Annotated in this window: 22 protein-coding genes; 10 read left to right on the top strand and 12 right to left on the bottom strand. The window is 72.1% G+C overall.

The features are described from left to right. Window positions 1-87: 87 nt before the first annotated feature. The gene (locus IF54_RS0101510) at window positions 88-1,038 is read left to right on the top strand and encodes an AraC family transcriptional regulator (protein WP_030313567.1); all 951 of its coding nucleotides are present in this window, start codon (window positions 88-90) and stop codon (window positions 1,036-1,038) included. A gap of 9 nt (window positions 1,039-1,047) precedes the next feature. Next, entirely contained in the window at window positions 1,048-1,713 is a 666-nt protein-coding gene (locus tag IF54_RS0101505; RefSeq protein WP_030313565.1) for a helix-turn-helix domain-containing protein, read from the top strand. Here the strand turns inward: IF54_RS0101505 and IF54_RS0101500 are convergent. Further along, complete coding sequence (locus IF54_RS0101500) at window positions 1,696-2,097, bottom strand: VOC family protein (protein ID WP_107047779.1); 402 nt, start codon at window positions 2,095-2,097, stop codon at window positions 1,696-1,698. The two genes, IF54_RS0101505 and IF54_RS0101500, sit on opposite strands and share 18 nt — an antisense overlap. A gap of 52 nt (window positions 2,098-2,149) precedes the next feature. After that, window positions 2,150-2,782, bottom strand: coding sequence for a VOC family protein (locus tag IF54_RS0101495; RefSeq protein WP_030313562.1), 633 nt, complete (start codon window positions 2,780-2,782; stop codon window positions 2,150-2,152). 301 nt (window positions 2,783-3,083) lie between these two features. On the opposite strand from IF54_RS0101495, the gene IF54_RS0101490 reads away from it, so the two are divergent. Continuing rightward, window positions 3,084-3,623, top strand: a complete 540-nt coding sequence (locus IF54_RS0101490) for a peptidoglycan-binding domain-containing protein (RefSeq protein WP_030313561.1) — start codon at window positions 3,084-3,086, stop codon at window positions 3,621-3,623. Between the two features lie 33 nt (window positions 3,624-3,656). Here IF54_RS0101490 and IF54_RS0101485 read toward each other — a convergent pair whose 3' ends face one another. Both IF54_RS0101485 and IF54_RS0101480 read right to left on the bottom strand, forming a co-directional pair. Continuing rightward, window positions 3,657-4,118 (bottom strand): helix-turn-helix domain-containing protein, encoded by a 462-nt coding sequence (locus IF54_RS0101485; RefSeq protein WP_030313560.1) that lies wholly within the window; start codon window positions 4,116-4,118, stop codon window positions 3,657-3,659. A 254-nt stretch (window positions 4,119-4,372) separates the two neighbouring features. Next, the gene (locus IF54_RS0101480; protein ID WP_030313558.1) at window positions 4,373-5,416 is read right to left on the bottom strand and encodes a LacI family DNA-binding transcriptional regulator; all 1,044 of its coding nucleotides are present in this window, start codon (window positions 5,414-5,416) and stop codon (window positions 4,373-4,375) included. A 251-nt stretch (window positions 5,417-5,667) separates the two neighbouring features. Here IF54_RS0101480 and IF54_RS0101475 point away from each other — a divergent pair, with 251 nt between their 5' ends. Then, window positions 5,668-7,251, top strand: a complete 1,584-nt coding sequence (locus IF54_RS0101475) for a carboxylesterase/lipase family protein (RefSeq protein ID WP_199821162.1) — start codon at window positions 5,668-5,670, stop codon at window positions 7,249-7,251. A gap of 105 nt (window positions 7,252-7,356) precedes the next feature. Here IF54_RS0101475 and mmuM read toward each other — a convergent pair whose 3' ends face one another. Continuing rightward, window positions 7,357-8,325, bottom strand: coding sequence for a homocysteine S-methyltransferase (mmuM, locus tag IF54_RS0101470; RefSeq protein ID WP_030313555.1), 969 nt, complete (start codon window positions 8,323-8,325; stop codon window positions 7,357-7,359). Between the two features lie 102 nt (window positions 8,326-8,427). Continuing rightward, window positions 8,428-10,509 (bottom strand): autotransporter, encoded by a 2,082-nt coding sequence (locus tag IF54_RS0101465; RefSeq protein WP_030313554.1) that lies wholly within the window; start codon window positions 10,507-10,509, stop codon window positions 8,428-8,430. A gap of 205 nt (window positions 10,510-10,714) precedes the next feature. Between IF54_RS0101465 and IF54_RS0101460 the strand changes: the two genes are divergently transcribed. Next, complete coding sequence (locus tag IF54_RS0101460) at window positions 10,715-11,794, top strand: family 43 glycosylhydrolase (RefSeq protein ID WP_030313552.1); 1,080 nt, start codon at window positions 10,715-10,717, stop codon at window positions 11,792-11,794. Then, window positions 11,791-13,203, top strand: coding sequence for an RICIN domain-containing protein (locus IF54_RS0101455; protein ID WP_030313550.1), 1,413 nt, complete (start codon window positions 11,791-11,793; stop codon window positions 13,201-13,203). The genes IF54_RS0101460 and IF54_RS0101455 overlap by 4 nt, the downstream gene beginning before the upstream one ends. Window positions 13,204-13,205: 2 nt before the next feature. Here the strand turns inward: IF54_RS0101455 and IF54_RS0101450 are convergent, their stop codons facing one another. Further along, complete coding sequence (locus tag IF54_RS0101450) at window positions 13,206-14,888, bottom strand: rhamnogalacturonan lyase B N-terminal domain-containing protein (protein WP_030313548.1); 1,683 nt, start codon at window positions 14,886-14,888, stop codon at window positions 13,206-13,208. A gap of 193 nt (window positions 14,889-15,081) precedes the next feature. Between IF54_RS0101450 and IF54_RS0101445 the strand changes: the two genes are divergently transcribed. The 3 genes from IF54_RS0101445 (at window position 15,082) to IF54_RS0101435 (ending at window position 20,119) form a co-directional block, all read left to right on the top strand. Then, on the top strand, window positions 15,082-16,122 hold the full coding sequence (locus tag IF54_RS0101445; protein WP_030313547.1) for a rhamnogalacturonan acetylesterase: 1,041 nt from the start codon (window positions 15,082-15,084) through the stop codon (window positions 16,120-16,122). 233 nt (window positions 16,123-16,355) lie between these two features. Beyond that, window positions 16,356-18,047: a DUF2264 domain-containing protein gene (locus IF54_RS0101440; RefSeq protein ID WP_030313546.1), complete on the top strand. Its 1,692-nt coding sequence runs from the start codon at window positions 16,356-16,358 to the stop codon at window positions 18,045-18,047. A 23-nt stretch (window positions 18,048-18,070) separates the two neighbouring features. Next, complete coding sequence (locus IF54_RS0101435) at window positions 18,071-20,119, top strand: PE-PGRS family protein (protein WP_234438892.1); 2,049 nt, start codon at window positions 18,071-18,073, stop codon at window positions 20,117-20,119. On the opposite strand, the gene IF54_RS0101430 is transcribed toward IF54_RS0101435, so the two are convergent. Further along, a complete protein-coding gene (locus tag IF54_RS0101430) occupies window positions 20,079-20,876 on the bottom strand; it encodes an alpha/beta hydrolase (protein WP_030313542.1) in 798 nt (265 codons plus the stop codon). The genes IF54_RS0101435 and IF54_RS0101430 overlap by 41 nt on opposite strands. Further along, on the bottom strand, window positions 20,869-21,456 hold the full coding sequence (locus tag IF54_RS0101425) for a TetR/AcrR family transcriptional regulator (RefSeq protein ID WP_030313540.1): 588 nt from the start codon (window positions 21,454-21,456) through the stop codon (window positions 20,869-20,871). Before IF54_RS0101425 ends, IF54_RS0101430 begins: the two co-directional genes overlap by 8 nt. Before the next feature lie 169 nt (window positions 21,457-21,625). Between IF54_RS0101425 and IF54_RS0101420 the strand changes: the two genes are divergently transcribed. Then, window positions 21,626-22,870 (top strand): MFS transporter, encoded by a 1,245-nt coding sequence (locus IF54_RS0101420; RefSeq protein ID WP_030313538.1) that lies wholly within the window; start codon window positions 21,626-21,628, stop codon window positions 22,868-22,870. Window positions 22,871-22,908: 38 nt separating this feature from the next. On the opposite strand, the gene IF54_RS0101415 is transcribed toward IF54_RS0101420, so the two are convergent. Genes IF54_RS0101415 through IF54_RS0101405 form a run of 3 tightly spaced genes read right to left on the bottom strand, consistent with a single transcriptional unit; the run spans window position 22,909 to window position 25,515 of the window. Further along, a complete protein-coding gene (locus IF54_RS0101415) occupies window positions 22,909-23,709 on the bottom strand; it encodes an ABC transporter permease (protein WP_030313537.1) in 801 nt (266 codons plus the stop codon). A 5-nt stretch (window positions 23,710-23,714) separates the two neighbouring features. Next, complete coding sequence (locus IF54_RS0101410; protein WP_030313535.1) at window positions 23,715-24,518, bottom strand: ABC transporter permease; 804 nt, start codon at window positions 24,516-24,518, stop codon at window positions 23,715-23,717. 1 nt (window position 24,519) lies between these two features. Next, window positions 24,520-25,515, bottom strand: coding sequence for an ABC transporter ATP-binding protein (locus IF54_RS0101405; RefSeq protein ID WP_030313534.1), 996 nt, complete (start codon window positions 25,513-25,515; stop codon window positions 24,520-24,522). Window positions 25,516-25,570 lie beyond the last annotated feature (55 nt).

Below are 25,570 nucleotides of genomic sequence, written 5' to 3'. Positions count from 1 at the left end.
GCATCACCGGGCGGGGCAACTCCCCTGCCCCGCAAGGGACCGCCGCTGAACGGCTCCTTCCCCTAAGGGCGCGTCTACGCTGGCCCCATGGACGCTCTGGCAGGCCTGCTGGAAGGACCGCGGGCGCGTGGCGCTTTCATGATCCGGGCGTGTTTCGACCCGCCCTGGGCGGTGCGGGTGGAGGACCGGGCGCCGCTGACGGTGATGCTGATGGTCCGCGGAGAGGCCGTCGTCCTGCCCGACACGGGGGAGAGCGTCCGACTGCGCCCCGGCGACCTCGCCATCGCCCGCGGACCCGACCCCTACACCTGTGCCGACGCCCCGGACACCGCCCCACAGGCGCTGATCCTGCCCGGCGCCGAGTGCCGCCACCCCGACGGCCGGACCCTGAACGGCTCCATGGACCTCGGTGTCCGCAGCTGGGGCGACCGGCTCGACGGCGGGACGGTGCTGCTCATCGGGACGTACCTGATGGACGGCGAGATCAGCAACCGGCTCCTGGACGCCCTGCCGCCGCTGCTGTCCCTGACCACCGACGTGTGGGAGTGCCCGCTGACCCCGCTCCTCATGGCGGAGATCGTGCGCGACGAACCCGGCCAGGAGGTCGTCCTGGACCGGATGCTCGACCTGCTGGTGATCGCCGCGCTCCGGGCCTGGTTCTCCCGCCCCGAGGCGGAGACGCCCGCCTGGTACGCGGCGCTCGCCGACCCGGTGGTCGGGCGGGTGCTGCGGCTGATGCAGGACGATCCGGCCCATCCGTGGACGGTGGCGTCCCTCGCCGCCAAGGCGGGGGTCTCCCGGGCGGCACTGGCCCGGCGGTTCACGGAACGCGTGGGGGAGCCGGTGATGGCGTATCTGACGGGATGGCGGCTGGCGTTGGCCGCGGATCGGTTGCGGGAGGGCACCTCGACGCTGGACGCGATCGCCCGGCAGGTCGGTTACGGCAGCGCCTTCGCTCTGTCGAGTGCGTTCAAGAGGGGCTACGGGGTCAGTCCGCAGGAGTTTCGGGTGCGGGCGGCCGGCGCCCGGACGTCCTAGCCTGGGTGGGTGTACACGGAACGGGCGTCCAGGCTCGCCGGTGCCGTCCTCTGGACCGGTGACGGCGCCGGACGCGTCCTGCCCGACGGGTGCATGGACCTGCTCTGGAACGACGGGCGGCTGCTGGTCGCAGGCCCCGATACGCGGGCGTGGGTCACCGCAGGCGCTCCCAGCACCTGGGTCGGCCTGCGTTTCCACCCCGGTACCGCACCCGCCTTCCTCGGTGTGCCCGCGCACGAACTGCGTGACCTCCGGGTCGAGTTGGCGGACCTGTGGCCTGCTGCGGACGTACGGCGGCTGCGGAGCCGTATCGCCGGGGCGGCCGACCCGGCCACCGCGCTGGAGGACATCGTGCTGGAGCGCGCCGCCCCCGCCGACCCCGTCCTGCGCGCCCTGGTGGCCTCCCTCGACGCGGGCCTGCCGGTCGGCGTGACAGCCGACGAACTCGGGCTCGGGGCACGGCAGTTGCACCGCAGGTCCCTCGTCGCCTTCGGGTACGGGCCGAAGACGCTGGCCCGGATCCTGCGCCTCCAGCGGGCGCTCGCGCTGGCCCGGGCCGGCGTGCCGTACGCGGCGACGGCGGCCCGGTGCGGCTTCGCCGACCAGGCTCATCTCGCCCGGGACGTCAGGGAGTTGACCGGCGTGCCGCTGACGCGGCTACTCGCCGCCGGGTAGCGGGGCGTACAGGTCGACGCCGTTGCCGTCGGGGTCGTGCAGGGACGCGTACCGCTGGCCCCACACCGCGTCCCACGGCTTGAGCTCCCCGTGCGCCCCCTCGCCCACCAGCCGCTCGTACACGGCGTCGACCTCGGCGGGGCTGTCGCAGCGCAGGGCGAGGCCGGTGCGGCTGCCGCCCGCCGGGACCCGCCAGCCGGGGTGGAAGGAGCGGACCGTCTCCTCGGTATCGAGCATCAGCCGCATTCCGCCCGGGAGTTCGGCCTCGGCGTGCGGCTGGGTCTCGGCGCCTTCGGGGAACGGGAAACCGAGCCGCCGGTAGAAGGCGACGGACGCGGCCATGTCGGAGGCCACCAGGCCGATGGCGTCGAATCGTGGAGTCATACCGGCACGGTAGACGGGGCTGCCGGCAGCGGTCTTGAAGGAATCGGACACGTCATCCGAAGCTCACCGGCCCGCGCGGGGTGTCCACCGTGAAGGAGAGACCCACCGGGCCCTCGGTGAGCCGCAGGTCGGTGCCGACGGCGGCGAGGAGAGGGCGGATCTCGCCCGGGGCGGGGTGGGTCGCCGCGAGGGAGAGCAGGGGCGTGCCGGGCAGGCCCGAGGCCGTGGGGTGCGGAGAGGTGCCCCAGTCGATGAGGAACGGGACCAGACCGGAGGGGTGCTGGGTGTCGCCGTCCGTGAGGCGCCACTCCAGGAGGGTCCCGTCGGGGCGGTGGCGGCTCATCGGGCGGATCTCCCCGGGGTCGTAGCCGCGGAACCGGGCGGCTGCCACCGCCGCGTCCAGGTCGGGCGGGCTGATCGCCCAGGTGACCGTGCGGGCGGCGGGCAACGTGTCCACGGTGAAGGGGCGCGGGCCCGTGGGCTCCGGCTGCTCCGGGTCCGGCCCGACGATCTCCAGATAGGCGGTGCCGCCCAGCGCCACGAGGTGGTTGCGGGTGCCGCGACCGACATGCACGCCGCCGGGGGCGGGCACGACACCGGTGCGCCGGGTGAAGTCGGCGACCGTCGCCGCCAGGTCGGGGGTCGCGAGGACCAGATGGTCGAGTCCTGCCGGAATCGCGTTCACCGCGCCGAGGCTACGCACCTGCGACCGCGCGAGGGAACACCCACGGCGGCCTGTGCTCGGGCCACGGCCTCCGGGCAGGGTGCCGGACCTGTCCCATCCCGTCCCGGCAGGTCCCCGTACGTCCCGCGCTCCCGGACCGCGCCGCCGTACACCGGGCGGACCGTCCCCCGCCGGACCGGGGACGCCTGCGGCTCTCGCCGTGCGCACCTCAGCCCTGTGACGCTGTGCCGTGCCGAGCGAAGCGAACCGCCCCAGGGGGAACCACGGGGGGAACCACGGCGGTTCGGAAAGGGAGACATCCATGAGCATGCGCAAGAGGGCCGCCGCGACGGTGACGGCCGTGTTGCTGGGCGCCGGGACCATCGGCCTCGCCGTGGCGCCGGCTGCGGAGGCGGCCCCGTACTACGGGATCGACGGCAACGGAGTCGTCAGCGACGACTTCCAGGACGAGGAGAACCTGGGCGTCGACGACCACGCCAACGGCAACGCCACCGCGCTGTGGCAGTCCGTCCTGTACGCGGACGGCGCCAAGTGGCAGGACGACGACGGGGACTGGCACAACTTCGCCAAGAACCGGATCGACGGTTCCTTCGGCCCGGAGACCGAGTCGGCGACCCAGTGGTGGCAGGAGCATTTCGGTCTCACCGACAACGACGGCGTGGTCACCGACCAGAGCTGGGAGTTCGCCCAGCAATGGCTGCACGGCCCCTTCTCGGGCGGCACCGTCCGCTACGACGGCGACAAACGGGACGTCGACTTCAAGCGGGTCGGCGGCAAGTACCGGGTGAAGCTCAAGGGCAGGGGCAGCTGGCGCAACGCCTACTACGACCAGGTCGGCTGACCCTGTCGGCGGGGGAGCGGGGCGGCCGTACCGTCACTCGCTCCCCGACGGCCACGCCCACAGCACCCCCGCCACCAGCAGCACGATCACCGCGAACGCCACCAGTGCCGCCGCCCGCCACCGCCGGTGCTCCGGACCGGGCACCGCCGGCGCCATGGCTTCCGGCGCGACCGCCTCGGGCACCTCGTCCGCCGGGATCCGCGGCGGCACCGAAGCACCCATCGGGCCGTACGGCCAGATCGGGTCGGCCAGTTCCCACAGCGCAAGCAGCCGTGCCTGGTCCGCGCCCGCCACCCGGCACAGCGCCCGCACCGCACCGCGCGGCGGCTGCTTGGCCCCGCTGAGGTACCGCTGCCAGGACGACTTGCTGTACGCGGTGCGCCGGGCGAGTTCCGCGAGGCTCAGATCCGTGCGGTCCTTGAGCTGCCGCAGCTGCTCGACGAGATGCCGGGCCTCCCTCGGCAGTGTGTCGGGCAGCGGCCGCCAGCGCGTCATGGTCGTCCCCCAAGTGCTCGCCGCCGCCCTGGCCGGGACGGCGGCCCCTCCCCGCCGCATCGTTCGACGCCCGTTTGCCCCGGCCAGTTCCCCGCGCCCATGGATGACCGAAGCTGAACGATTCCGACGCACACAGGCCCACGACCAGGGGGCACTCGGACGAACCTGCGGCGTGTCGCGGCGGCTCGGACGTCGGCCAGGGCCGCCCCGGCCGGTGGGCACCCCGGCGCGGGGCTCGGGGTGCCCGAACCCGCTCAGCCGCGCGGCGCCCCCGTGCTCGCCCGTTCCACCAGCCGTGTCGACAGTTCCGTGCGGGTGCTCTCCGGGCGGTCGCCGTCCATCATGCGGACCAGCAGCCGCAGGGCCGTCGCCGCCATTTCCGACAGGGGCTGGCGGACCGTGGTGAGGGCCGGGGTGGCCCAGCGGGCCTCGGGGAGGTCGTCGAACCCCACGACGCTCATGTCGTCCGGCACCTTCAGGCCGCGTTCGGCCAGGGCCGCGTACACGCCGAGCGCCATGCTGTCGGAGCAGACGAAGACCGCGGTCGGCGGTTCGGGCAGGTCCAGGAGTTCCAGTGTGCGGCGGTGAGCGGTGCTCTCGTCGAAGCCCGCGAGGCGGACGTACTCGGGCCGCTGCCGGACCCCCGCCGCCGCGAGCGCCGAACGGTAGCCGGCCACCCGCGCGCTGCTGCACATCTTGCGCTGGTGCCCGGCGACGACCGCGATGCGCTCATGGCCCAGCGCGAGCAGGTGCTCGGTCGCGGTCACCCCGCCCTGCCAGTTCGCCGCGCCCACCGAGACCACGCCCGACGGCGGCTCCAGGACCGGGTCGATCAGGACGTAGGGGATCCGGTGCTGGTCCAGCCAGCCGTACTGCGCCGGCGACAGCTCGGCCAGGTTGAACAGCACGCCCGAGGACCCGCGTCCGGTGAGTTTGTCCAGCCAGCCGCGCTCGGGGCGGCCGGCCCGGTTCCGGGTCAGCCCGGCGGAGACGACGACCTCCAGACCGGCGTCGTGGGCGGCCGCCTCCACCCCGTGCAGCACCGCCCCCGACCAGGAGGTCTCCAGCGAGTGCACGACCAGGTCGACGAGGCCGGACGACTTCGCGGCGTCGAACCTCGGTCTGCGGACGTAGCCGAGCCGGTCCAGGGCCTCGGTGACCCGGCGGCGCGTCTCGGGGGCCACGTCCTCGCGGCCGTTGACCACCTTGGAGGCGGTCGGCACCGACACACCCGCCTCCCGGGCCACCACCGCCAGCGTCGGACCGGCCGCCACGCTCGCACTCCCCGTGCGGACCATCGGAAACCACCCTCTCCGGCCCGCCCGAGGGCCATGGAAGTCTCGACCAGCGCGGAAAGGCAAGCGCGAGGAAGTAAGCGCTTCCTACCCTAAGTTCGCCCGGTGGCGTCGGGAAGAGGCCGGGCCCCGCCGGTCGCACCCCGACGTACGCCGAGTAGCCGCCGGAACGCGCTCTGCACCGGAATACCGGGCCGAAATGTGGTGCTCTGTTGTTCACGGTGCACAAGCGCGCTGAGGAGGCTGGTGGTCACATGGCAGCAGTCCGGACAGGTCCCGTGGTCAGCACGCCGTACGGAGCCGTACGCGGCCGCCACGAGGACGGGGTCGCGGTCTTCCAGGGCATCCCCTACGCGGCCCCGCCCTTCGGCCCGAACCGTTTCCGGCCCCCTGTCCCGCCCGAGCCCTGGGACGGCGTCCGCGACACCGTCGACTTCGGGCCGACAGCCCCGAAACCGCCGTACTCCGAGGCCTTCGGGCATTACCTCTCCGACCCGGTCGTCCCCGGAGAGGACTGCCTCAACCTCAACGTCTGGACACCCGAACCGGGCCCCGGCGCCCGCCTCCCGGTCCTGGTGTGGCTGCACGGCGGTGCCCTGACCAGGGGGTCCTCCGCGGTGCCGGTGTACGACGGACACGCCTTCGCCCGGGACGGCGTGGTGTTCGTCTCGGTCAACTACCGGCTCGGCGTCGAGGGCTACGGCCTCTTCCCGGACGCCCCCGCCAACCCCGGCCTGCGCGACCAGCTGGCCGCCCTGCGCTGGGTCCACGAGACGATCGAGGCCTTCGGCGGCGACCCCGGCCGCGTCACCCTGGCCGGACAGTCGGCCGGCGCCATCAGCATCGGGGCCCTGCTCGCCGCCCCGCAGGCCCAGGGCCTGTTCCGGCGCGCGGTCCTCCAGAGCGGGCCGCCCGAGGCGAGCGACCGCGACAAGGTACGGCGGATGGTGCGCCGCATGGCGACCCGGCTGAAGGTCCCCGCCACCGCCGCCGCCTTCGCCGAGGTCGACCGCGAGCTGCTGCTGCGCACCCAGGCCGAGGTGGGCCGCCTCAGCAGCCCCGTCCTGGGCGGCCCGGCCTTCGGCATCGTGATCGACGGTGACCTCGTGTCCCGCGACCCCCTGGAGGCGCTGGTCGAGGGCTCGGTGGCCCGCGAGGTCGAGCTGATGCTGGGCTGGACCAGCGACGAGTACCGCCTCTGGCTCGTCCCCGGCGGCCTCCTGGAGCGTGTCGACCGGCTCGGCCCGGTCGCCCTCGCCGGCGCGATGGCCCGCTGCCACTGCGGCTCCGAGGTGGTCCGCGGCTACCGCGCCCTGCACCCCGACGCCGGCACCGCCGACATCGTCGGCCAGATGGTCACCGACCACCTCCTGCGCATTCCCCTGCACCGCCTGGCCGAAGCCCGCCCCGGCTCGTCGTACGTCTACGAGTTCGCCTGGCCCTCCAACCTCCCCGACCTCGGCGCCTGCCACGCCCTCGAACTGGGCTTCGTCTTCGACACCGGCGCCGTCCCGGAGTCGGCCAAGCTCGCCGGCGAGGGAGCACCGGCCGAGCTCGCCGACGCCATGCACGGTGCCTGGGTGCGCTTCGCCACGGACGGCGACCCCGGCTGGCGGCCCTGGGACGCCACGCACCCGGTCCAGATCTTCGGCAAGGGCGACCCGTACGTCGAATCCGGTCCTCGGGACCGCGATTTCGCTGTGTGGACGGCGGACACGACCACGAAGGAGACCGCCCCGGTCTCGGAACCGGCGGAGGGCTGGCCGGCCAGGACGGCGGAACTCCGCTCGGTGGTCCGGCGGTTGCGGCGGACGGGGCTGGCCCGGCGGCAGCACTGATCGGGGCCGGGCGGGGTCGGCCGACGCCGGCGGGTCGGGGTCACCGTCACCGAGGCCCCCTTCTCCGGCTCCACCCCCATCCCGCGCACGGCGGCAACCCGCGCGTCACCCCGCGACGCCCCCGGGTCGCACCGCTGCGAGTGCCCCCGCGATCCCCGCGATCGTCCCCGGTCCGACCCGGCAGCAGCCTCCGATCAGGCGGGCACCCGAGTCCCGCCAGCCCCGTACCTGCTCCGGCGCGAAGCTCGAACTGCCCTCCCAGGCGCGGGTGTCCGCGTTCCAGGACTCCCCGCTGTTGGGGTAGACGACGACCGGCTTGCCGGTGACCCGTGCGGCGGTCTCCACCGCGGGCGCCACGTCCTCCGGGAGGCAGCAGTTGACGCCGACCGCGACGACCTCGGCCACGTCGGCGGCGAGCGCGAACGCCTCCTCGAGCGGCTGACCGGCCCGGGTGCGGTCACCCGCGACGGAGTAGGAGAGCCAGGCCGGGACCCCGAGCCCACGGACCGCCCGCAGCAGCGCCCGCGCCTCGTCGGCGTCCGGGACGGTCTCCAGCGCCAGCACGTCGGGCCCGGCCGCCGCAAGGACCTCCAGGCGGGGCCGGTGGAAGGCCTCCAGCTCGGCCACGCTCAGCCCGTACCGGCCCCGGTACTCCGAACCGTCCGCGAGCATCGCGCCGTAGGGCCCGACCGATGCCGCCACGTACAGCGGCCGCCGGACGCCCTTCGCCGCCGCCCGCCGCGTCGCCTCGCGTGCCAGCCCGACGCTGAGGGCGAGCAGCTCCGCCGCCCGCTCACGCTCGATCCCGCGCTTGGCGAACCCCTCGAAGGTGGCCTGGTAGCTGGATGTGATCGCCACGTCCGCGCCCGCCTCGTAGTACGCGAGATGCGCCTCGGTGATCGCCTCGGGCCGCTCCGCGAGCAGCCGCGCCGACCACAGTTCGTCGCTGAGGTCGTGCCCTGCGGATTCCAGCTGGTTGGACATTCCGCCGTCGAGCACGACCGGACCGGCCGCGAGAGCCTCGGCGAAGGGGCGGACGAGGGCGTCGGGGACTTCCGGGATGTCGCTGGTCATCCTTCGACGCTAACCGAACGGACGGCGGATCTCCGCGCCCGTCCGGCAACCGAACACCGGGACGGGCGGCGTTCCGCAACCACAAGAACCCGCCCTCCCGGCTCACCGGCCCGCCGCATGCCGGCCGCCGCCACCTCGCCGCCCCCACATCCCCAGGGCCGGGGTGACCGCCAGGCCCCCCAGGAGGCCGAGCGCCAGGACGTAGGGCCACCAGCCGAGGCCCTCGGCCGCGTCGGTCGGACGGGGTGCCGCGGCCTGGGCCGTCGATGTGGTGGCGGAACGGACCCGTGCGGCCGCGCTCGCCGTGTCCGTCGTGAGGACGACGTCGTTGCCGTCGCCGCCCCGGTAGGTGATCCGGTAGGTGGTGTCGGCGAGCTTGAGCCGGGTGCCCTCCTTGAGGCCCTTGAAGGTGCCCGTGGTGCGCGCACCGCCCCGGTGGTCCAGGACGGTGACCGTCCGCGCCGGTCGAATGCCGGCCGCCGCCAGGTCGAGGTCACCGGCCAGCCGTACCGCCCCCGACACCTTCAAAGGGTGCGTTCCCAGCACCAGTTCGCCCTTCGCGCTCTGCGTGTAGTCCCCGGCGACGCTCAACCCCCCGCTCACCACACCGTCGTTGACGACCGCACCCGACACCGTGCCCTTGCCGGACAGCGAGGACGCCACGCGCAGGCCCGCCGTCCCCGCGTCCAGCCGGGCCGCCGTCGAGGTGAGCCGGATGCCCTTGCTGTGGGCCAGAGTTGCCCCGCCCCGCAGGGCCAGCGTGCCGCGCTCGACCGTCGTCTCTCCCGTGTACGTGATCGCACCGCCGGTCAGAGTCGTCGTCGCCCGGCCGGCCTGCGTTAGGGAGCCGCTGCCGCTGATCCGGGGCAGGGTCAGGGGCTTGCTCGTGTTGTCGACGACGAGCGAGCCGTCGTTCACGACCCGGTAGTGGCCGCCCCTGGTGTAGAGCCCGCCGTCGCCGCCGGGTTCGCCGCTGCCCAGACGGAGTACGGCACCCTTCTCCACGGTCGTGGAACCGTCGTAGAACTGGACCGCGGCGAAGGTGACGTCGTTGCCCTTCGTCCCCTTGATGACGATGTCACCGGCACCGGGCGCGGACAGGGTGTCGTGGAAGCGGCCGCCGCCTATGGGGGCACCGAGGGTCACCGGGCCGTCGTAGTCGAAGGTCAGCAGGGAACGGGAGCGCGCCGCGAGGAGGTTGATGTACACTGTCTTCGCCGTGCCCGGCATGAAGATCCTGTTCGTCGTGCCGTCGCCCCACTGGACGTTCGCGCCCTTGATGTTGGTGCCCCGCTTGTTGACGTTCTTGGGAGCGGGCGTCCAGTTCAGGGCCGGGTCGCTGAGGGACGGGTCGGTGTCGCCGCCCCGGTTCGCCCAGCTGTACTGGCCGGTGAGGATCACCTTGCTGCCGGGCCGGGACTGGACGTTGATGTCGCTGCCGTACTCGCGCTGGTAGAAGTCCATGCGCTGGGTGACGGTCTCGCCCAGTGGCGTGTCCACCGTCCACGTGCCCTGGTTGAGCACCTTGCGGACGTTCGGCAGCGAGGTCGCGTACTCGGGCCGGCCGGCGTTGGTCTGGGTGCCGTTGTCGATGACTCCGGCGAAGGGGCCGGACGTCAGGTCCCAGGTGCCCCAGAGGAAGCGCGGCTGGGTGATCAGACCGGAGCCGCTGACCGTGCCCAGGTTGTAGGCGCTCCTCAGGGACAGCCGCAGGGTGCCGTCGACCCGGATGTTGTCCTGGTTCAGCCGGAACGCCGGGGTGCCGTAGGGGAAATGGCCGATCAGGCCGGTCGTGCCGCCGTCGCCGTACTGAAGGGTCGCCCCGCGCTCGACCGTGACCGCGGGCGGGTCGGCGGCGGTCGTGGTCACCCGGGGATGGTTGCCGCCCAGGATCCGCACCCGCTGCCGGGAGGCGGGCAGCGTGAAGTCGCTGTCCTTGGTGAGGACCAGGGTTCCGGTGCCGCGCACGGTGAGGGTGCCCTCGCCGCGGAACACCCCGTCGTACGTCGTCGTCCCGGCCGGGACGGTGACGACGGTGTCGCCGGTCAGTGTGACGTCCCGGTCTGCGAGCACGTCGGCGGTGATGTCCCGGGGGCCGGCGGCCCGGGCCGGGGGAGCCGAGGCGAGGAGGGCGACGAGGGCGCCCACGGCCGCTGCTGTCTTCTTGTGGGTTTGGCTGCGCACAGATGTGGAGACGCGCGGCGGCCGGACGGATAACAAAAACCTGGCGCACAAAACCCGGCACGCAGAAAGCGCCTTCTCCCATCGCGTCCAACCCGTTGACCGCCACCTTCCCCAGCCGTACCTTTCGGCTGTTCGCAATCACAACAGATGTTCTCAATATCGAACATCGCTCTCAGGACACCCCCCTCCCCGAGAGGCAGTGCGCATGAGCCGCGCCCACGATGTCCCCGACCGACGACTGCTGCTGAAGGGCGCCCTGGCCGCGGGCGCCCTGGCGGCGACCCCCACCGTCGCCTCGGCCGTCCCGCAGCAGAAGAAGAAGGCCGCGCCCTTCGTGAATCCCCTCGTCCGCAACCGGGCGGACCCGTTCATCCACCGTCACTCCGACGGCTTCTACTACTTCACGGCCACCGCCCCCGAGTACGACCGCATCGTCCTGCGCCGCTCCCGAACCCTGAACGGCCTCGCGACCGCCCCCGAGTCCGTCATCTGGACCAAGCACCCGACCGGTGTCATGGGCGCCCACATCTGGGCGCCGGAGCTCCACCGCATCGGCGGCAAGTGGTACGTCTACTTCGCCTCCGCACCCGCCGAGAGCATCTGGGACATCCGCATCTGGGTGCTCGAGAACGCCAACGGCAACCCCTTCAAGGGGACTTGGCAGGAGAAGGGGCAGGTCAGGACCGCCTGGGAGACGTTCTCGCTGGACGCCACCACCTTCACCCATCGCGGCAGCCGCTACCTCGCCTGGGCCCAGCACGAGCCCGGCCAGGACAACAACACCGGCATCTTCCTGTCGAGGATGGCGAACCCCTGGACGCTGACAGGCCCTCAGATCAGGCTCTCCACACCGGAGTACGACTGGGAGTGCGTCGGCTACAAGGTCAACGAGGGCCCCGCGGTCCTCGCCCGCAACGGCCGCCTCTTCATGTCCTACTCGGCCAGCGCCACCGACTGGCACTACTGCATGGGCCTGCTCACCGCCGACGCGAACGCCGACCTCATGAACCCGGCGAGCTGGTCCAAGTCAACGACCCCCGTGTTCACCAGCAACGACATCACCAAGCAGTACGGCCCCGGCCACAACTGCTTCACCGTCGCCGAGGACGGCCGCAGCGACGTGCTCGTCTACCACGCCCGCCAGTACAAGGAGATCGTCGGCGACCCGCTGAACGACCCCAACCGCCACACCCGCGTCCAGAAGCTCGGCTGGCACGCGGACGGCACCCCGGACTTCGGCATACCGGTGGCGGACACCGCCACGGACACGGAGGTCGCGTCATGAGACGTGCTCACGCGGTACTGCTCGCCCTCTGTCTGGCCCTGGCCGGCGCCCTGGCGACCGCGGGACCGGCCCAGGCCGCCCCGCTCACCATCCCCAACGGCGTGCAGTTCACGGACACTTCGGGCAACGCCCTGCACGCGCACGGCGGCGGGGTCATCAAGGTCGGCTCGTACTACTACTGGTTCGGCGAGGACCGCAACGCCGACAACACCTTCCGGTACGTGGACGCCTACCGCTCCACCGACCTGAAGAACTGGGAGTTCAGGAACCACGTCCTCACCCAGTCGTCCGCGGCCGAGCTGGGCACCGCCTACATCGAGCGGCCCAAGGTCGTCTACAACGCGACCACCGGCAAGTTCGTGATGTGGATGCACAAGGAGAACGGCACCGACTACAGCGAGGCCCGCGCGGCCGTCGCCGTATCCGACACCGTCGACGGCACCTACACCTACCGGGGCAGCTTCCGGCCGCTCGGCCAGTACATGTCCCGCGACATCACCACGTTCGTCGACACGGACGGCACCGCCTACATGGTCTCTGCGGCCAACGAGAACTACGACCTCCAGATCTACCGGCTCACCGCCGACTACACCGGCATCGCCTCCCTGGTCGCCAACCCCTGGCCGGGCGGCCACCGCGAGGCCCCGGCCCTTTTCAAGCGGGGCAACGTCTACTTCATGCTGACCTCCGGTGCGACCGGCTGGAGCGCCAACCAGCAGCAGTACGCCACCGCCACCTCCCTCGGCGGCCCCTGGACCGCGATGGCCAACATCGGCGACTCCACGACCTTCAACTCCCAGACCGCGTACGTCCTTCCGGTGCAGGGCACTTCGGGCACCTCGTACCTCTACATGGGCGACCGCTGGGGCAACTCCTTCGGCGGCACGGTCAACGACTCCCGTTACGTGTGGCTGCCGCTCACCTTCCCGACCTCCACCACGATGTCGATGTCCTGGTATCCCGAGGTCACGGTCGACACCGCCGCCGGGGCGATCGGTGGCACCAGCGCCACGTACAACACGCTCGTCGCCCGGCACAGCGGCAAGTGCGCGGACGTGGCTGACCAGTCACTGTGGCAGGGCGTCGCGATCAGCCAGTACACCTGCAACGGCGGTGGCAACCAGAAGTGGTGGTTCAAGAACCTCGGCACCGGCTACTACCAGCTGGTCGGCCGCGGCAGCTCACTGTGCCTCCAGGAGAACGCCACCGACGTGACCCAGGAGAACTGCTCGTCGACTGCGACGACCCAGCAGTGGTCGGTGGTCACCTCGGGCTCCTACGTGAACATCAAGGCCCGCGCCACCGGCGAGTGCCTGGACGTGAACGGCGCGTCCACCGCCAACTCCGCCGCGATCATCACGTACACGTGCAACGGAGGGACCAACCAGCAGTGGACGCGCGGCACCTGACGTCAGGTCAGTAGATCCAGGGCGTCGATCGACGTGCCCGCGCTGAGATAGGAGGTCGTCCCCGAACCGCTCACGATGTTGATCTTCAGCGTGTTGTACTGGCCGGTGTCCGTGCGCCAGGCACTCGCCGGCACGCTGTAGGTGAACGTGTGGTTGTTGCCCCGGTAGGACCCGTTGGTCAGCGACCGGGTGCTCGGCTGGGTGGGCGGGGAGGGGATCGCCGACGTCCAGGTGTCGTTGACGACGACCTGCGGCCGCCCGTTGGCGTAGGCCGTCGTCACCCCGATCCGCAGGGTGTGCGCGGCGGCGGCCTGCGCGGCGGTCAGCTTGAAGTACACCAGCAGACCGCTGTTGACATCCTTCCAGAGGTAGCAGGGGAACGCGGAGGTCTCGGTGCCGCTGCCGATGACGACATTGCCGGTCCAGGCGGCGGCGCGGACGTCGGACGGATGGGCGTACGTCATCAGGTCGGCGTTCTTGAAGCCGCTCGGCGTGCCCGTCCAGTCGTTGATCCGCCAGATCGCGCTCGCGTTGCTCGGGTCGTTGGAGGAGGGGATCGCGATCGAGTTCAGGGTGGTCGTACCACCGGCGGTCACCGTCACCGACGTCGTGTGGACGGCGAGTTCGCTCTTGAAGACGGTCAGCGTGTACGTCCCCGGCAGGACTCCGGCGATGGAGAAGTATCCGTCCGAGGAGCGGGCCGAACCCCAGTACTGGGCGGCCGCGTTGGCGAGTCCGACGGTGTACGGGTACGCGGTGTTCCGGCCCGTGATGCCGACGCCCGCGACTCGGCCCCGGCCGCCCGAGGCGACGTATCCGGAGATGCCGAGCGAGTCCGCCCAGGGGGTGGTGAGGGTGCCGGGGAAGAGGGACGAGGAGGGCGCGCCGCCGTCCGTGAGGGCGATGACGTACGGGCCCTGGAGGCCGAAGCGCTCGTCCTCGGTCTGGTTCTGGGCGTAGTGCAGGATCTCGTACAGGCCACCGCCGTCCGCGCTCTGGTGGCGCAGCAGGGAGCGGTAGAAGGGGCCGCCGGACGCCTTCTCGTGGTTGGAGCGCACGATCCACAGGCCGACGCCGTTCGCGCTCCAGCCGATGTAGTCGTAGTCGACGACCCGCAGCTTCGAGTAGTGCTTGGAGCGGGTCTGGCCGTCGGACTTGGCGAACACGTCCGAGGCCTCGATGGTGGTGGGCGCGTAAGTGTAGGAATCGGGCTGGTCGTTGAGGAACAGGCCGGCCTTCACGCGCAGGATGAAGCGGGTCGAGGCGACCGAGGTGTCGGCCCGGTTGGTCCACAGATAGATGTTGTTCTCGCCGCTGCGGGCCGCGTAGTAGTGCCGCAGGGTGCCGTACGCGACCGAGATCAGGATCGTCGACCCGGACTGCTTGACGGTGACCGTCGACGTGCCGAGTCCCGATTCGATGTGCGAGTTCTTGCCGCCGTAGCCCTGGTACTCGGTGCCCCTGTAGACCAGCGAAGTCAGGTCGCCGTTGGTCTTGCTGACTTTGAAGACGAGGCTCGCGCCGGTGTCGACGACGTAGTTCGAGCCGTCGTCGCGGTAGCCGAAACTCGCGGCGGACGCTGCCTGGGCGAGCGGCCCGGCGAGGGCGGCGGTGCCGGCGGCGGCCGCGGTGCCGAGGACGAAGGTACGGCGTCCGACCGGTCTGTTCGCGGTGGGTTCGGACATGGGGGTGCCTCCTTCGAGACGTGCGGGAGAGGTGCGGGTGTCTCGCAGGGTGACAGTTGAATCGATTTCGCGAAAGAGCTTTCGCCTGAAGGAAGTTGGCAGTCTCGCGAAATCGGTCCAGGGGCTAGAAAGCGCTTGCAGATAGGGGTACGGTCCAGCCGCCAGGCCATGTCGCCCATCTCGGGAGCCTCGAATGAGACGTTTCAATCTCGCCGTGCTGGCAGCGCTCACGCTGAGCACGGGCCTGACCGCCGTGCCGGCCCAGGCGCAGCCGGGCCATGCCCTCGGGATCGACAACTGCGCGGGGAACGCCTGCCACTTCGACGTCCCGCCCGGCACGTACGACGTGAAGGTCCTCCTCGGCGGCGACGCGGAGTCGAGTACCGGCGTCAGCGGCGAGACCCGGCGTTCCCTGCTGCCGGAGACGGCCGTGGCGGCCGGCGAGCGGACCGCCCGCAGCTTCACCGTGAACGTCCGCACCCCGGAGGGCGAGCCGACCGGCCCCGACGGCACCCCCGGCCTCGACCTGACACTCGGCGGCACCGCCCCCGCCCTCGCCGGCATCCGCGTCACCCCCGCCCGGCACGCCCGCCAGATCTTCCTCGTCGGCGACTCAACGGTCTGCGACCAGCCCGGCGACCCCTACTCCGGCTGGGGCCAGCAGCTGCCCCAGTACCTGCGCAAGGGCGTCTCCGTGGCCAACTACGCCGACTCCGGCGAGAGCACGGTGACGTATCTCGCCGAGCCGCGCCTGTGGGCCACCGTCCAGCAGCTGATCCGCCCCGGAGACCTCGTCCTGATCCAGCTCGCCCACAACGACAAGACCACCGACGGGGCGACGTACCGGGCGAACCTGGAGACACTGGTCGCGGGTGTGAGGGAGAAAGGCGGGAACCCTGTCCTCGTGACGCCCGTCGTGCGACGCTGGTTCAACTCGGACGGCACACTGAACAACGGGACGGCCCTGCTGGTCAACGGCCTCGGGGTGGACCATCCCGCGGTGATCCGCTCGGTGGCCGCGGCCGAGGGCGTCCCGCTGATCGACCTGACGGCGAGGACGAAGACGCTGGTGGAGTCCTTGGGCGTGGAGGGTTCCAAGGCGATCTACCTGTACAACGAGAAGAGGGACAACACCCACACCTCCGTGCACGGCGCCACCGTGTACGCGGGCCTGGTCCGCGACGAACTGCTCGCACAGGGGCTGGTGCCCGAGGGGGCTGTGCGGGTGGGATAGACGCCTGGGGCGTCCCGACCGGAACCGGGGCGCCCCAGGTCTTTGCCCGCGGGAGGTCTTGCCCGCGAGCGACCGACTCGCCGCGGGGCTCGGCCGCTTGAGCCGTTCTCCGACCGCGCGGGCCGGCCCGCCGGGCCGTTGGGCAGGAAGAGCGCACCGGGCCGCCGGGAAGAAATGGCCCTCCGGGCCGTCGAGCAGGAAGAGCCCTCCGGGCCGCCGAGAAGGAAGAAGCGATGCAGCTGCCTCCCGAGGACCGCACCCTCAGCCCGTACACCGGCTACACGCGCGCCCACTGGGAGGCCGCGGCCGACTCGCTGCTCGCGGCCGTGGAGCCGTACGCCACCGACGACCGCGCCCTCTACCACTTCCCCGGCGACCGCCAGAGCTGGACGGGCCGCCTCTCCGACGGCCTGGAGGGCTACGCCCGTACGTTCCTGCTGGCGGCCCTCCGCCCGGACGGCGCCACCCTCCAGCGGTACGCCGAGGGTCTCGCGGCCGGGGTCTCGGGCGTCTGGCCCCGGGTCGAGGACCGCCGCCAGCCGCTGGTGGAGGCGGCGTCGATCGCGTTCGCGCTGCGACTGACCCGGGAGTCCCTCTGGGACCGCCTCGACGACGGCGTACGGCAGCGGGCCGCGGCCTGGCTCGGCGACGCGCTGACCGCCGAGGCCTGGCCCTGCAACTGGGAGCTGTTCCCCGTCACCGTCGCCGGTTTCCTGGAGTCGGTCGGCCACGAGCCCGAGGCGTGCCGCAAGGCCGTGGACCGGGGCCTGACGCGGATCGAGCAGTGGTACGTCGGCGACGGCTGGTACACCGACGGCGACGGCCGCAAGTTCGACTACTACAACGGCTGGGCCATGCACCTCTACCCGGTGCTGCACGCCTGGTTTGCGCGGGACGAACGGCTGCTGGACCTCTACGGCGGCCGACTGTCCCGCCATCTCCAGGACTACGCCCGCCTGTTCGGCGCCGACGGGGCCCCGATGCACCAGGGCCGCTCCCTGACGTACCGCTTCGCCACCACGGCCCCCCTGTGGCTGGGCGCCCTGACGGGCCACACCCCGCTGCCCCCGGGCGAGACACGGCGGCTGGCCTCCGGCGCCCTCAAGTATTTCCTGGACCGGGGCGCGGTGGACTCCCACGGTCTCCTCACCCTCGGCTGGCACGGCCCCGACCCGGCGGTCCTCCAGGGCTATTCGGGCCCGGCGTCGCCGTACTGGGCCAGCAAGGGCTTCCTCGGCCTGCTCCTCCCGGCCGACCACGAGGTGTGGACCGCGGTGGAGGAACCGGCCCCGTCGGAGCGCGCCGACGCGCTCACGCCGATCGCCGCCCCCAACTGGCTTCTCCAGTCGACCGCTTCGGACGGCGTCGTCCGTCTCCACAACCACGGAAGCGAGGACGTCCGTTACGACCCGTACTACACCCGCCTCGCCTACTCCACGGTGACGGAGCCCGCAGAGTCGTACGACAACAGCCTGATCCTGGACGGTGATCCGAGCCGTACGGAGATCGAGCCGCTGGGGGTCGGCGAGGACTGGGCGGCCTCCCGGCACACGGCGGCCGGAGGCGCGCGCGTCACCGGCGTCGTCCTCGCCCGTGGATCCGCGGAGGTACGCGCCTTCCTCGTGACCGGCGCCGCCCCCGGCACCCCGGTACGCGTCACGGGCTGGGCCCCCCGGGACGGAGTCCGCACCGAACTCCTCCCCGCCGTGGCCCTGGACGGCGAGCTGACCGGCGTGACGGGCGACGGCGGCACCCTGTTCGCCGCACTGGCCCGCCTCACCGGCGACGCCGACGCGGTGCCGCTGGAAGAGAGGGTGACCGTACGGGCCGTGGGAGAGGGGGAGTTGACCGTGGCGTGGAGCGAGGGCCCGGAGCTGCGGGTCCGGCTGGACGGCTCCGGGGTCCACGTCGTCCCCGTCGGCTGAGTCGCTCGGGCAGTATGAGGATCATGGGTGGGAACGGCGAACTGACCGAACTGCTGGGCAGGGCCGGGCTGGAGGTCGTCGGGGAGCGCAGGGTCGAGGAGGTGCTGCCCGCGTCCGTGGCGTGGCGCCATGTCGCCGGATGGCAGACCGAACCGACCGTGGTCGTGGCGGACGACCGCCCCGACCCGGTCGCCGAGCTCAACGCCCAGTGGCACCGGCTGGCGTCCGAGGCGGGGACCCTCGGCGGCGACGGGGTGTTCCTCATCGCCGTCCCCGGTACCGGAGACGGCGGTTGGACACGCGTCCGGCTCGGCGGCGACTGGGACCTGGCCGGGGTGCTGGGCCCGCGGCCGGGGCAGCCGGAGTTCCTGACACTGTCCCCGGACGGGGACGCCATGGTGGGCGTCACGACCGAGGAGTACGCGGTCTGGCTCGTTGCCGTCGACCGACTCAGGGAGCGGCGCGAGGCGGCGGCCCGCGCGGCCGCCGAGGAGACGCCGGAGGACCGGGCCGCCGCCTGGGAGCGGCTGTTCCAGGGCCCGAAACCCACGGAGAAGGTGCTCAATGCCTGGGCGGACGGGCTCTCGCTCAACCCGGCGACCCCCGAGGAACTGTGGCCCCGGCTGGCGGGCCGGTCCGGGTACGGGATGTACCGCGCGCTGCCCGCGGAGGTCGTGGACGCGCTCCTGGCCCATCCGGACTGGAACCGTCGTGCGAGGGCGGCCGAGCACCAGCCGAACATCACGCCCGAGCAGTGGGCCCGGACGATCCTCGCGGAGCGGGACGAGCGGCACCGGTGGCTGCTGACCATGGTGGCCGCCGACCGCTGGGCCGAGCTCCCCGAGGACGCCTGCCGGAGGCTCGCCACCGATCCGTCCGCGCGGGTCCGCTCCGAGGCGGCCCGCCTCAAGGGCCTGCCGGCCTCCGTGGCGGTCGCGTTGGCCGCCGACCCCGACGGCGGAGTGCGAGCCGTGGCCTGCCGGGCGGCGTGGCCACACCTCGACGCCCCGGCACGAGAGGCGCTGCTGGCCGATTCCCACGACACGGTACGGGCGCGGGCGTTGCTGCTGCACCACCGGGAACACCCCATGGAACGGGCGGTGTTCGAGACCTTGGAGTCGCGAAGGGAGGCGCTGGAGGGCTGCATCCTGGACCCCGGACTCGCCGCGCACCTGGCCCGGCACGGGGATCCGGCGGAGCGCCGAGCCCTCGCCGGAAACCCCCGCCTGGCTCCGGAGCTGGTCGCCCTGCTCGGCCAGGACCCCGACGCCGGCGTGCGGTTCACGGTGTCCGTGCGAGCCGACCTCACGGAGGGGCAACGGGCCGGAATCCGCTACGACTTCGACACCGGCTCCCGGTATCGCACGCTCGACTGGGTCGTGGCGCTCTACGACGACCCGGACGCCATGCGCCGTCTGGCGGCCTCCTCCCACCCCCTCGTCCGCAGAAGCGTCGCACGAGCCCGGCACCTCCCGCCGGAGGCGGTCCAACGCCTCGCCCGGGACGAGGACCGAGTCGTCCAGCTCTTCCTCGCCGAGTCCTGCGACGACGCGCCCGCCGAGATGCTGCTGCGGGTGTGGCAGTGGTGGGACGGCGGTCTCACAGTCCCCGACCGCCCGCGCGGTCACCCGAACTTCCCCCGCGAGGACCTCCTCCGGTACGCCGACGACCCCAGCCCGCGCATGCGCCGCCTGGCCCTCGACGACCCGCGGTCCACCGCTGACCTGGTGGAGAGGTTCAGCCGCGATCCGAGCGAGGAAGTGCGCCACCGGGCTGCCCTCGACCCGCGGCTGTCCCCGGTGGCCGCGGCACGGCTGCTGGAGGATCCGCACGAAAGCATCCGCGACGCGGCCGCTCGTCACCCCCGTCTGCCCGTCCGTCTCCTGACGCAACTCCTGAGGAGCGGAGGAGTGGAAACGGCGGCGCGGAACCCGGCGCTCCCCGTCGAGGTCATGCTGCGCATGGTCGACGCTTTCAGCCCCGTGGACCCGGCGGAAGCTGCCCCTGGCGAGGCCGCCGGGGAGGCGTCCGTCAGTGGGGCCGTGTGCCCGCCCCGAGGAGCGTCCGCGTGAGCCGTTCCGCGAACTCCGTCGGATGCTGGAGGATGCCGAGGTGGCCGCCGGGGAACTCGACGAGGTCGGCCTGCCGGTCCTTCGCGAGGAACTCGGCGGTGCGGTGCAGGAGTTGCCCGCGGGAGTCGGTGCCCGCGCCAACGGTGAGGCGGACAGGGGAGGGCCCGGTCTCGGGAACGTAGGCCGTGAAGGGCCGAAGGACATGTGCGAGGGAGAGCGCCATGGGGTTCGTCAACTCCTCCTCCCGGAGCAACGGTTGCCCGTCGGGAAGCTCCCCTTCCACCTCCCGCTCCTCCAGTACCGCGGTCATCAGGGCGCCGGCCGCGGCAAGCCCCTTGGCCCGGTACACGTCGCAGATCTCCCCGAACCGGGCCTGCTGCCGCGCCCCGTCCGGCAACACCCCCACGCAGGGCGGCTCGTGGACGACGACGTGCCGCAGCCGCTCCGGATGCCGGGCGAGGAGGTCGAGCGCGACGATCGCACCCGCACTGGTGCCGAAGACATACGCCGACTCACCCTCTGGCAACGTCGCCTCCAGCACCCGCCGCGCACGGTCGCTCCAGTCCTGGACCCGCTGGTCGGCGACGGGTTCGCCGAGCCGCCCGTGGGCGAGGCCCAGGGGGTCGAGGACGACGACCGTGAAGTGCGGCGAGAGCACGTCCGTCATCGCGTCGAGCCCCATGGGATGGCCCGCGCCACCCGGGATGATCAGCAGCGTCGGTCCGTCGCCGGTGGTGTCGTAGTACAGGTCAGTCATCGGTGGTCTCCTCCTGGGGCCAGTTCTCGAGTGCGATGTGCAGGGCGTCGACGGCCTTGTCCCAGGACGCCCGTACCTCACGGGGCGCGCCGAAGCCGCCGGTGGACTCCAGGGCGCAGTAGCCGTGGAAAGTGGCGCGCAACAGGCGTACGGCATCGGTGAGATCGGGCTCGGACAGGCCGTAGGCGCGGAGCATGCCGTAGGTGATCTCGACGGTGCGGCGCAGGGCGGGGGTGCCGGCGATCAGCGACTGGTCGATACGGATCTGGGTGGCCGCGTACCGCCCCGGCCGTTCGAGCGCGTACGCGCGATAGGCCCCGGCGAAGGCGGCCAGCGCGTCCTTCCCGGCCCGCCCCGCCACCGCGACCGCGATCCGGTCGATCATCTCGCCGCCGGCCAGCAGGGCGACCCGGACGCGCAGGTCCTGAAGGTTCCTGACGTGCGAGTACAGGCTCGCGTCCTTCACCCCGAACCGCTTGGCCAGCCCGGCAAGCGTGACGTTCTCGAACCCGACCTCGTCGGCGAGATCGGCAGCGGCCACGGTGAGACGTTCGGCGGTCAGACCTGCGCGGGGGCTCATGGGAGCAGGTTACCTAGGGGGCCTAGGTTTTTGGCTAGCCATTTTATGTACGACGGACCTGTGCCGGGACAGGTCGCCGGCGTCGAGGGTGCGTCCGAGCAGTCGGAATATGCGATGCGAGCCGTCGCTCCCGGTCGTAGGGTGACCGGCGGACAACCGGGGGAGGGCCGTGACGAGCGAGGCGCAGCGGGACGGAGGGGCGGACCGGCGCACGCTTCCGCCGGTGCGGCCCCTGTGGCGGCAGCGTGACTTCGCCGTCTTCTGGGCCGCCCAGACCCTGTCCGTCCTCGGTGATTCCTTCGCTCTGATCGCGCTGCCCCTGCTGGTGCTGGAGGCGACCGGATCCGTCGCCCGCATGGGGCTGTTGACGGCGGTGGGCGGGGCAGCCGCCGTCATCGCGGCCGTGTTCGCGGGCGTGGTGGTGGACCGGGTCGACCGGCGTCGGCTGCTCGTCGGGTGCGACCTCGTGCGGATGGTGCTGTACGGCGTGATCCCGGTGGTGTGGCTCCTCGGGCCGCAGGTGTGGCTGCTGTACGGGGTGCTGCCGGTGTGCGAGGCGGTCGGGATGCTGTTCGCCGTCGGGTACGTCACCGTCGTACGGAGCCTCGTCAGTATCGGTCAACTCACCGAGGCGAACGGTCGGTTGAACGCCACGGCCGCCGCGGCCGGCGTGCTGGGGCCGGTCTGCGCGGGTGCCGTCGCGGCCTGGACCGGGCCCGCCACGGCAGTCGGCGTCGACGCGGTCAGCTTCGGGGTGTCGGCGCTCTGCACGGTCTTCGTGCGGTTCCGTGCCCGCCCGGCCGGCCCGGCCGAACGCACCGGGCTGTGGCGGGATCTGCGCACCGGAGCGGCCTTCCTGCGAAAACAGCCCGTGCTGCGCTCGCTCACCGTGCTGCTGTTCGTGTTCAGCTTCCTCACCCTCGGCCTCAACGACCTGCTGATCTACCGCCTCAAGCAGGACCTCGGCCGCGACGACGGCACGGTCGGCACCGTCATGGCCGTCGGCGCGCTCGGCACCATCACAGGGGCGCTGCTGGTGGCCCGGCTACGTCGCTGGTTCGGCTTCGGCGCGGTCTGGACCGGTTCCGTCGCCCTGTGCGGGCTCGCCGTCACCGGTATCGCCTGGACCGGGCAGGTCCCGGTCGTCGCGGCCCTGGGCGCCCTCTTCCTCGCCGGCGGCGGCATGGCGGGCACCTGCTCCATGTCCCTGCGCCAGGAGATCACCCCCGAACCCCTCCTGGGCCGCGTCACCTCGGCCTTCTGGACCCTCCACTACGCCGCGGCCCCCCTCGGCGCGGCCCTCCTCACCTGGGCAGCGGAACACCAGGGCACCACCCCGGTCGGCCTGACGGCGGGCGCCTGCTGCGTACTCGTCGCGACAGCCGCCCTGTTCACGCCGATCCGCGGGGCCTGACGGCAGCACCCCGTGAGGTGACTCCGGTGGCAGGTGTCTCACCCGCCGATCCCCGCATAATGCCGAAGGCTCCACCGCCACAGCACCCGTGAGCCCAGATACGCCGCCACCCCCACCAGCGGTGACACGGCCGCGAGCCAGTACGGGACGCCCGTGTCGTGGCCGTGGCCGGTCAGGACCGCTGCCGGGAAGTAGGCGACGAAGGCGAGGGGGAGGCCGTAGGTCAGCAGGCCGCCGACCGCCTTCGGGAGGACGTTCAGGGGGTAGCTGCCGAAGGTGCCGAGGAGTTCCTCCAGCCAGCGGCTCCAGTAGTCCGCCGCCGGATAGCGCAGGCCCGCCGAGGCGACCGCCGTGAAGAGGGCCGCCTCCAGGAACATGCCGCCGATGACCGCCGCGACGAGGTAGGAGATCCGGCCCGGTGTCCAGTCGAGCTGGCTGCGGCTCAGAGCGCCCACCATCAGGCCGACCGCGACCGTCAGGTCGCCTATCGCGTTCGTGGGGAAGAACTCCAGCTGGAGCTGGCGGTGCACCGGCATCGGGCGGGTCAGGTAGATGTCGATCCTGCCCTCCTGGATCTGCCGGCCCGAGCCGTGCACCCGGCCGAGGAAGAGGACGAACAGACCGTGCGCGAGCATCCGCGTCGCAGGGATCAGCAGCACCTCCGAGCTGTCCCAGCCGCCCATCCCGGTGAACCGGGTCAGCAGCACCGTCGCGAACACGATCACTGACACCTGCCAGATCGCCCCGATCGCGATCATCAGCAGAAACTCGGTCCGATACTCCAGTTGGGCACGGAAGTTGAGACGCGTGACGCGCCATGCGATCCGGACGCCGTTCATCGGCCTCAGCCTCCCTGGGAGATGACACGGCGGGCGGCACGCCGCCACAGGAAACGGGTGAACAGGGTGAGCGCCACGGCCCAGCCGGCCTGGACCGCCAGCTGCCCGCCGGCGTCCGACAGCGGGATACGGCCGATGTAGATCGACAGCGGCACGCTCAACGTCGCCTGGAACGGCAGGAATCCGCTCAGCGTGATGAACCAGTCCGGGAAGAACCACAACGGCGCGTACACCCCGGACAGCAGGTTCTGCGCGAAGATCAGGATCAGCATGGCCGCGTTGTTGCGGACCGTCCAGAAGCACAACTGGTCAAGGAGCAGCATCACGTTGTACAGGACCACCTGGCCGAGGAGCAGGCTCAGCACGAACACCCCTGCCACAGCCGCGGACTTGGGCGGGTCCACCACCCCCGCCGCGAGACACACCAGATAGCCGCCGAGGGCCCACGCGAAGCCGTACACCTGCTCGCCGAGCGCCCGCAGGGCGTGGTACCGCTGCGGGGGCAGCGGGCGCAGGTACCAGTACACGATCGTCCCGAAGTGCATGTGCTGGAGCACGGTGTCCCGGCCCGCGTACTGGTCCAACTCCCGCAGCCGGGAGGCCAGTACGGCCAGGACGGCGTACGTCACCGCCTGCCCCTCGGAAAGCCCCGCGGTGGTGCCGCTGCGGGCGTACAGGCCGTGCCACAGGGACGCCACCAGGATCACCTGGACGACGAGGCGGACCAGGACCGCCGTCATCCGGGGCGGCGCGTGCAGCTCGCCGAGCGGGGTGACGCGCGCGGCGCGCCAGGCGTGCAGAACCGCCATCTCAGACCGCCTCGGCGTGCACGTACGCGGCCCGCATCACGTCTTCGAGGTCCGCCTCGTCGATGGCGACGCCCGTCACCTCGTACCGCTCGATGACCGCCTTCAGCGCCTGGTGCACCGTCGGGGCGTCCGGTCCGTCGGGGCCGAAGACCACCTGCGGTCCGTCCTTGCGCAGTACGGCGATCCCGGGCAGCGGCTCGACCTCCGCGTGCGCGTCCGCGAACGTCGCCCTGACCTGCCAGGTCGAGCCGAACTTGCGGCGGATCTCGTCGAGGCTGCCGTCCAGGACGAGCCGGCCGTGGTTGATCAGCACGACCCGCTCGGCGAGCCGCTCCACCTCGGTCATGTCGTGGGTGGTCAGCAGGACCGTACGGCCCCGCTCCTCGACCTGGTGGCGCAGGAACTCCCGCACCTGCTCCTTGACCACCACGTCCATGCCGATGGTCGGCTCGTCGAGGAAGACCACCGGCGGGTCGTGCAGCAGCGCGGCCGCCAGGTCGCAGCGCACCCGCTGGCCGAGGGAGAGATGGCGGACCCGGGTGTCCCAGAACGTGGACAGCTCCAGGATGGCGTCGAACTCCGCGAGCCGGGCCGCGTGTTCGGCCTTCGGCACCTCGTAGATGTCCCGGAGGATCGAGAACGACTCCCGCACCGGCAGGTCCCACCACAGCTGGGTGCGCTGGCCGAAGACCGCGCCGATATTACGGGCGTTGCGTTCGCGTTCCTGGTACGGAACCACGCCCGCCACGCGGGCCTCGCCCGAGGTGGGCGTGAGGATGCCGGTCAGCATCTTGATGGTGGTGGACTTGCCCGCACCGTTCGGGCCGAGCAGGGCGAGGAGCTCACCGGGCGCCACGTCGAAGGTGATGTCCGAGACCGCGTGCTTGGCGACCCGCTCGGGGTTGACCAGGGAGCGCAGGGTGCCGGCGAGGCCGGGGCGGCGGACGGTGGTGTGGAAGGTCCGGGACAGACCGCGGACCTCGATGCTTCCGGGCACGCTGGGACTCCCTTGCTGGGAACAGGAGTCGCGGCCGGCCGGCTTGGAGGGCCGA

The sequence above is a fragment of the Streptomyces sp. NRRL B-3229 genome, assembly GCF_000719505.1.
Taxonomy (GTDB): Bacteria; Actinomycetota; Actinomycetes; order Streptomycetales; family Streptomycetaceae; genus Streptomyces; species Streptomyces griseorubiginosus.
The sequence above is the reverse complement of the archived record's forward strand: the minus strand, read 5'-3'. Positions and strand labels throughout refer to the sequence as shown.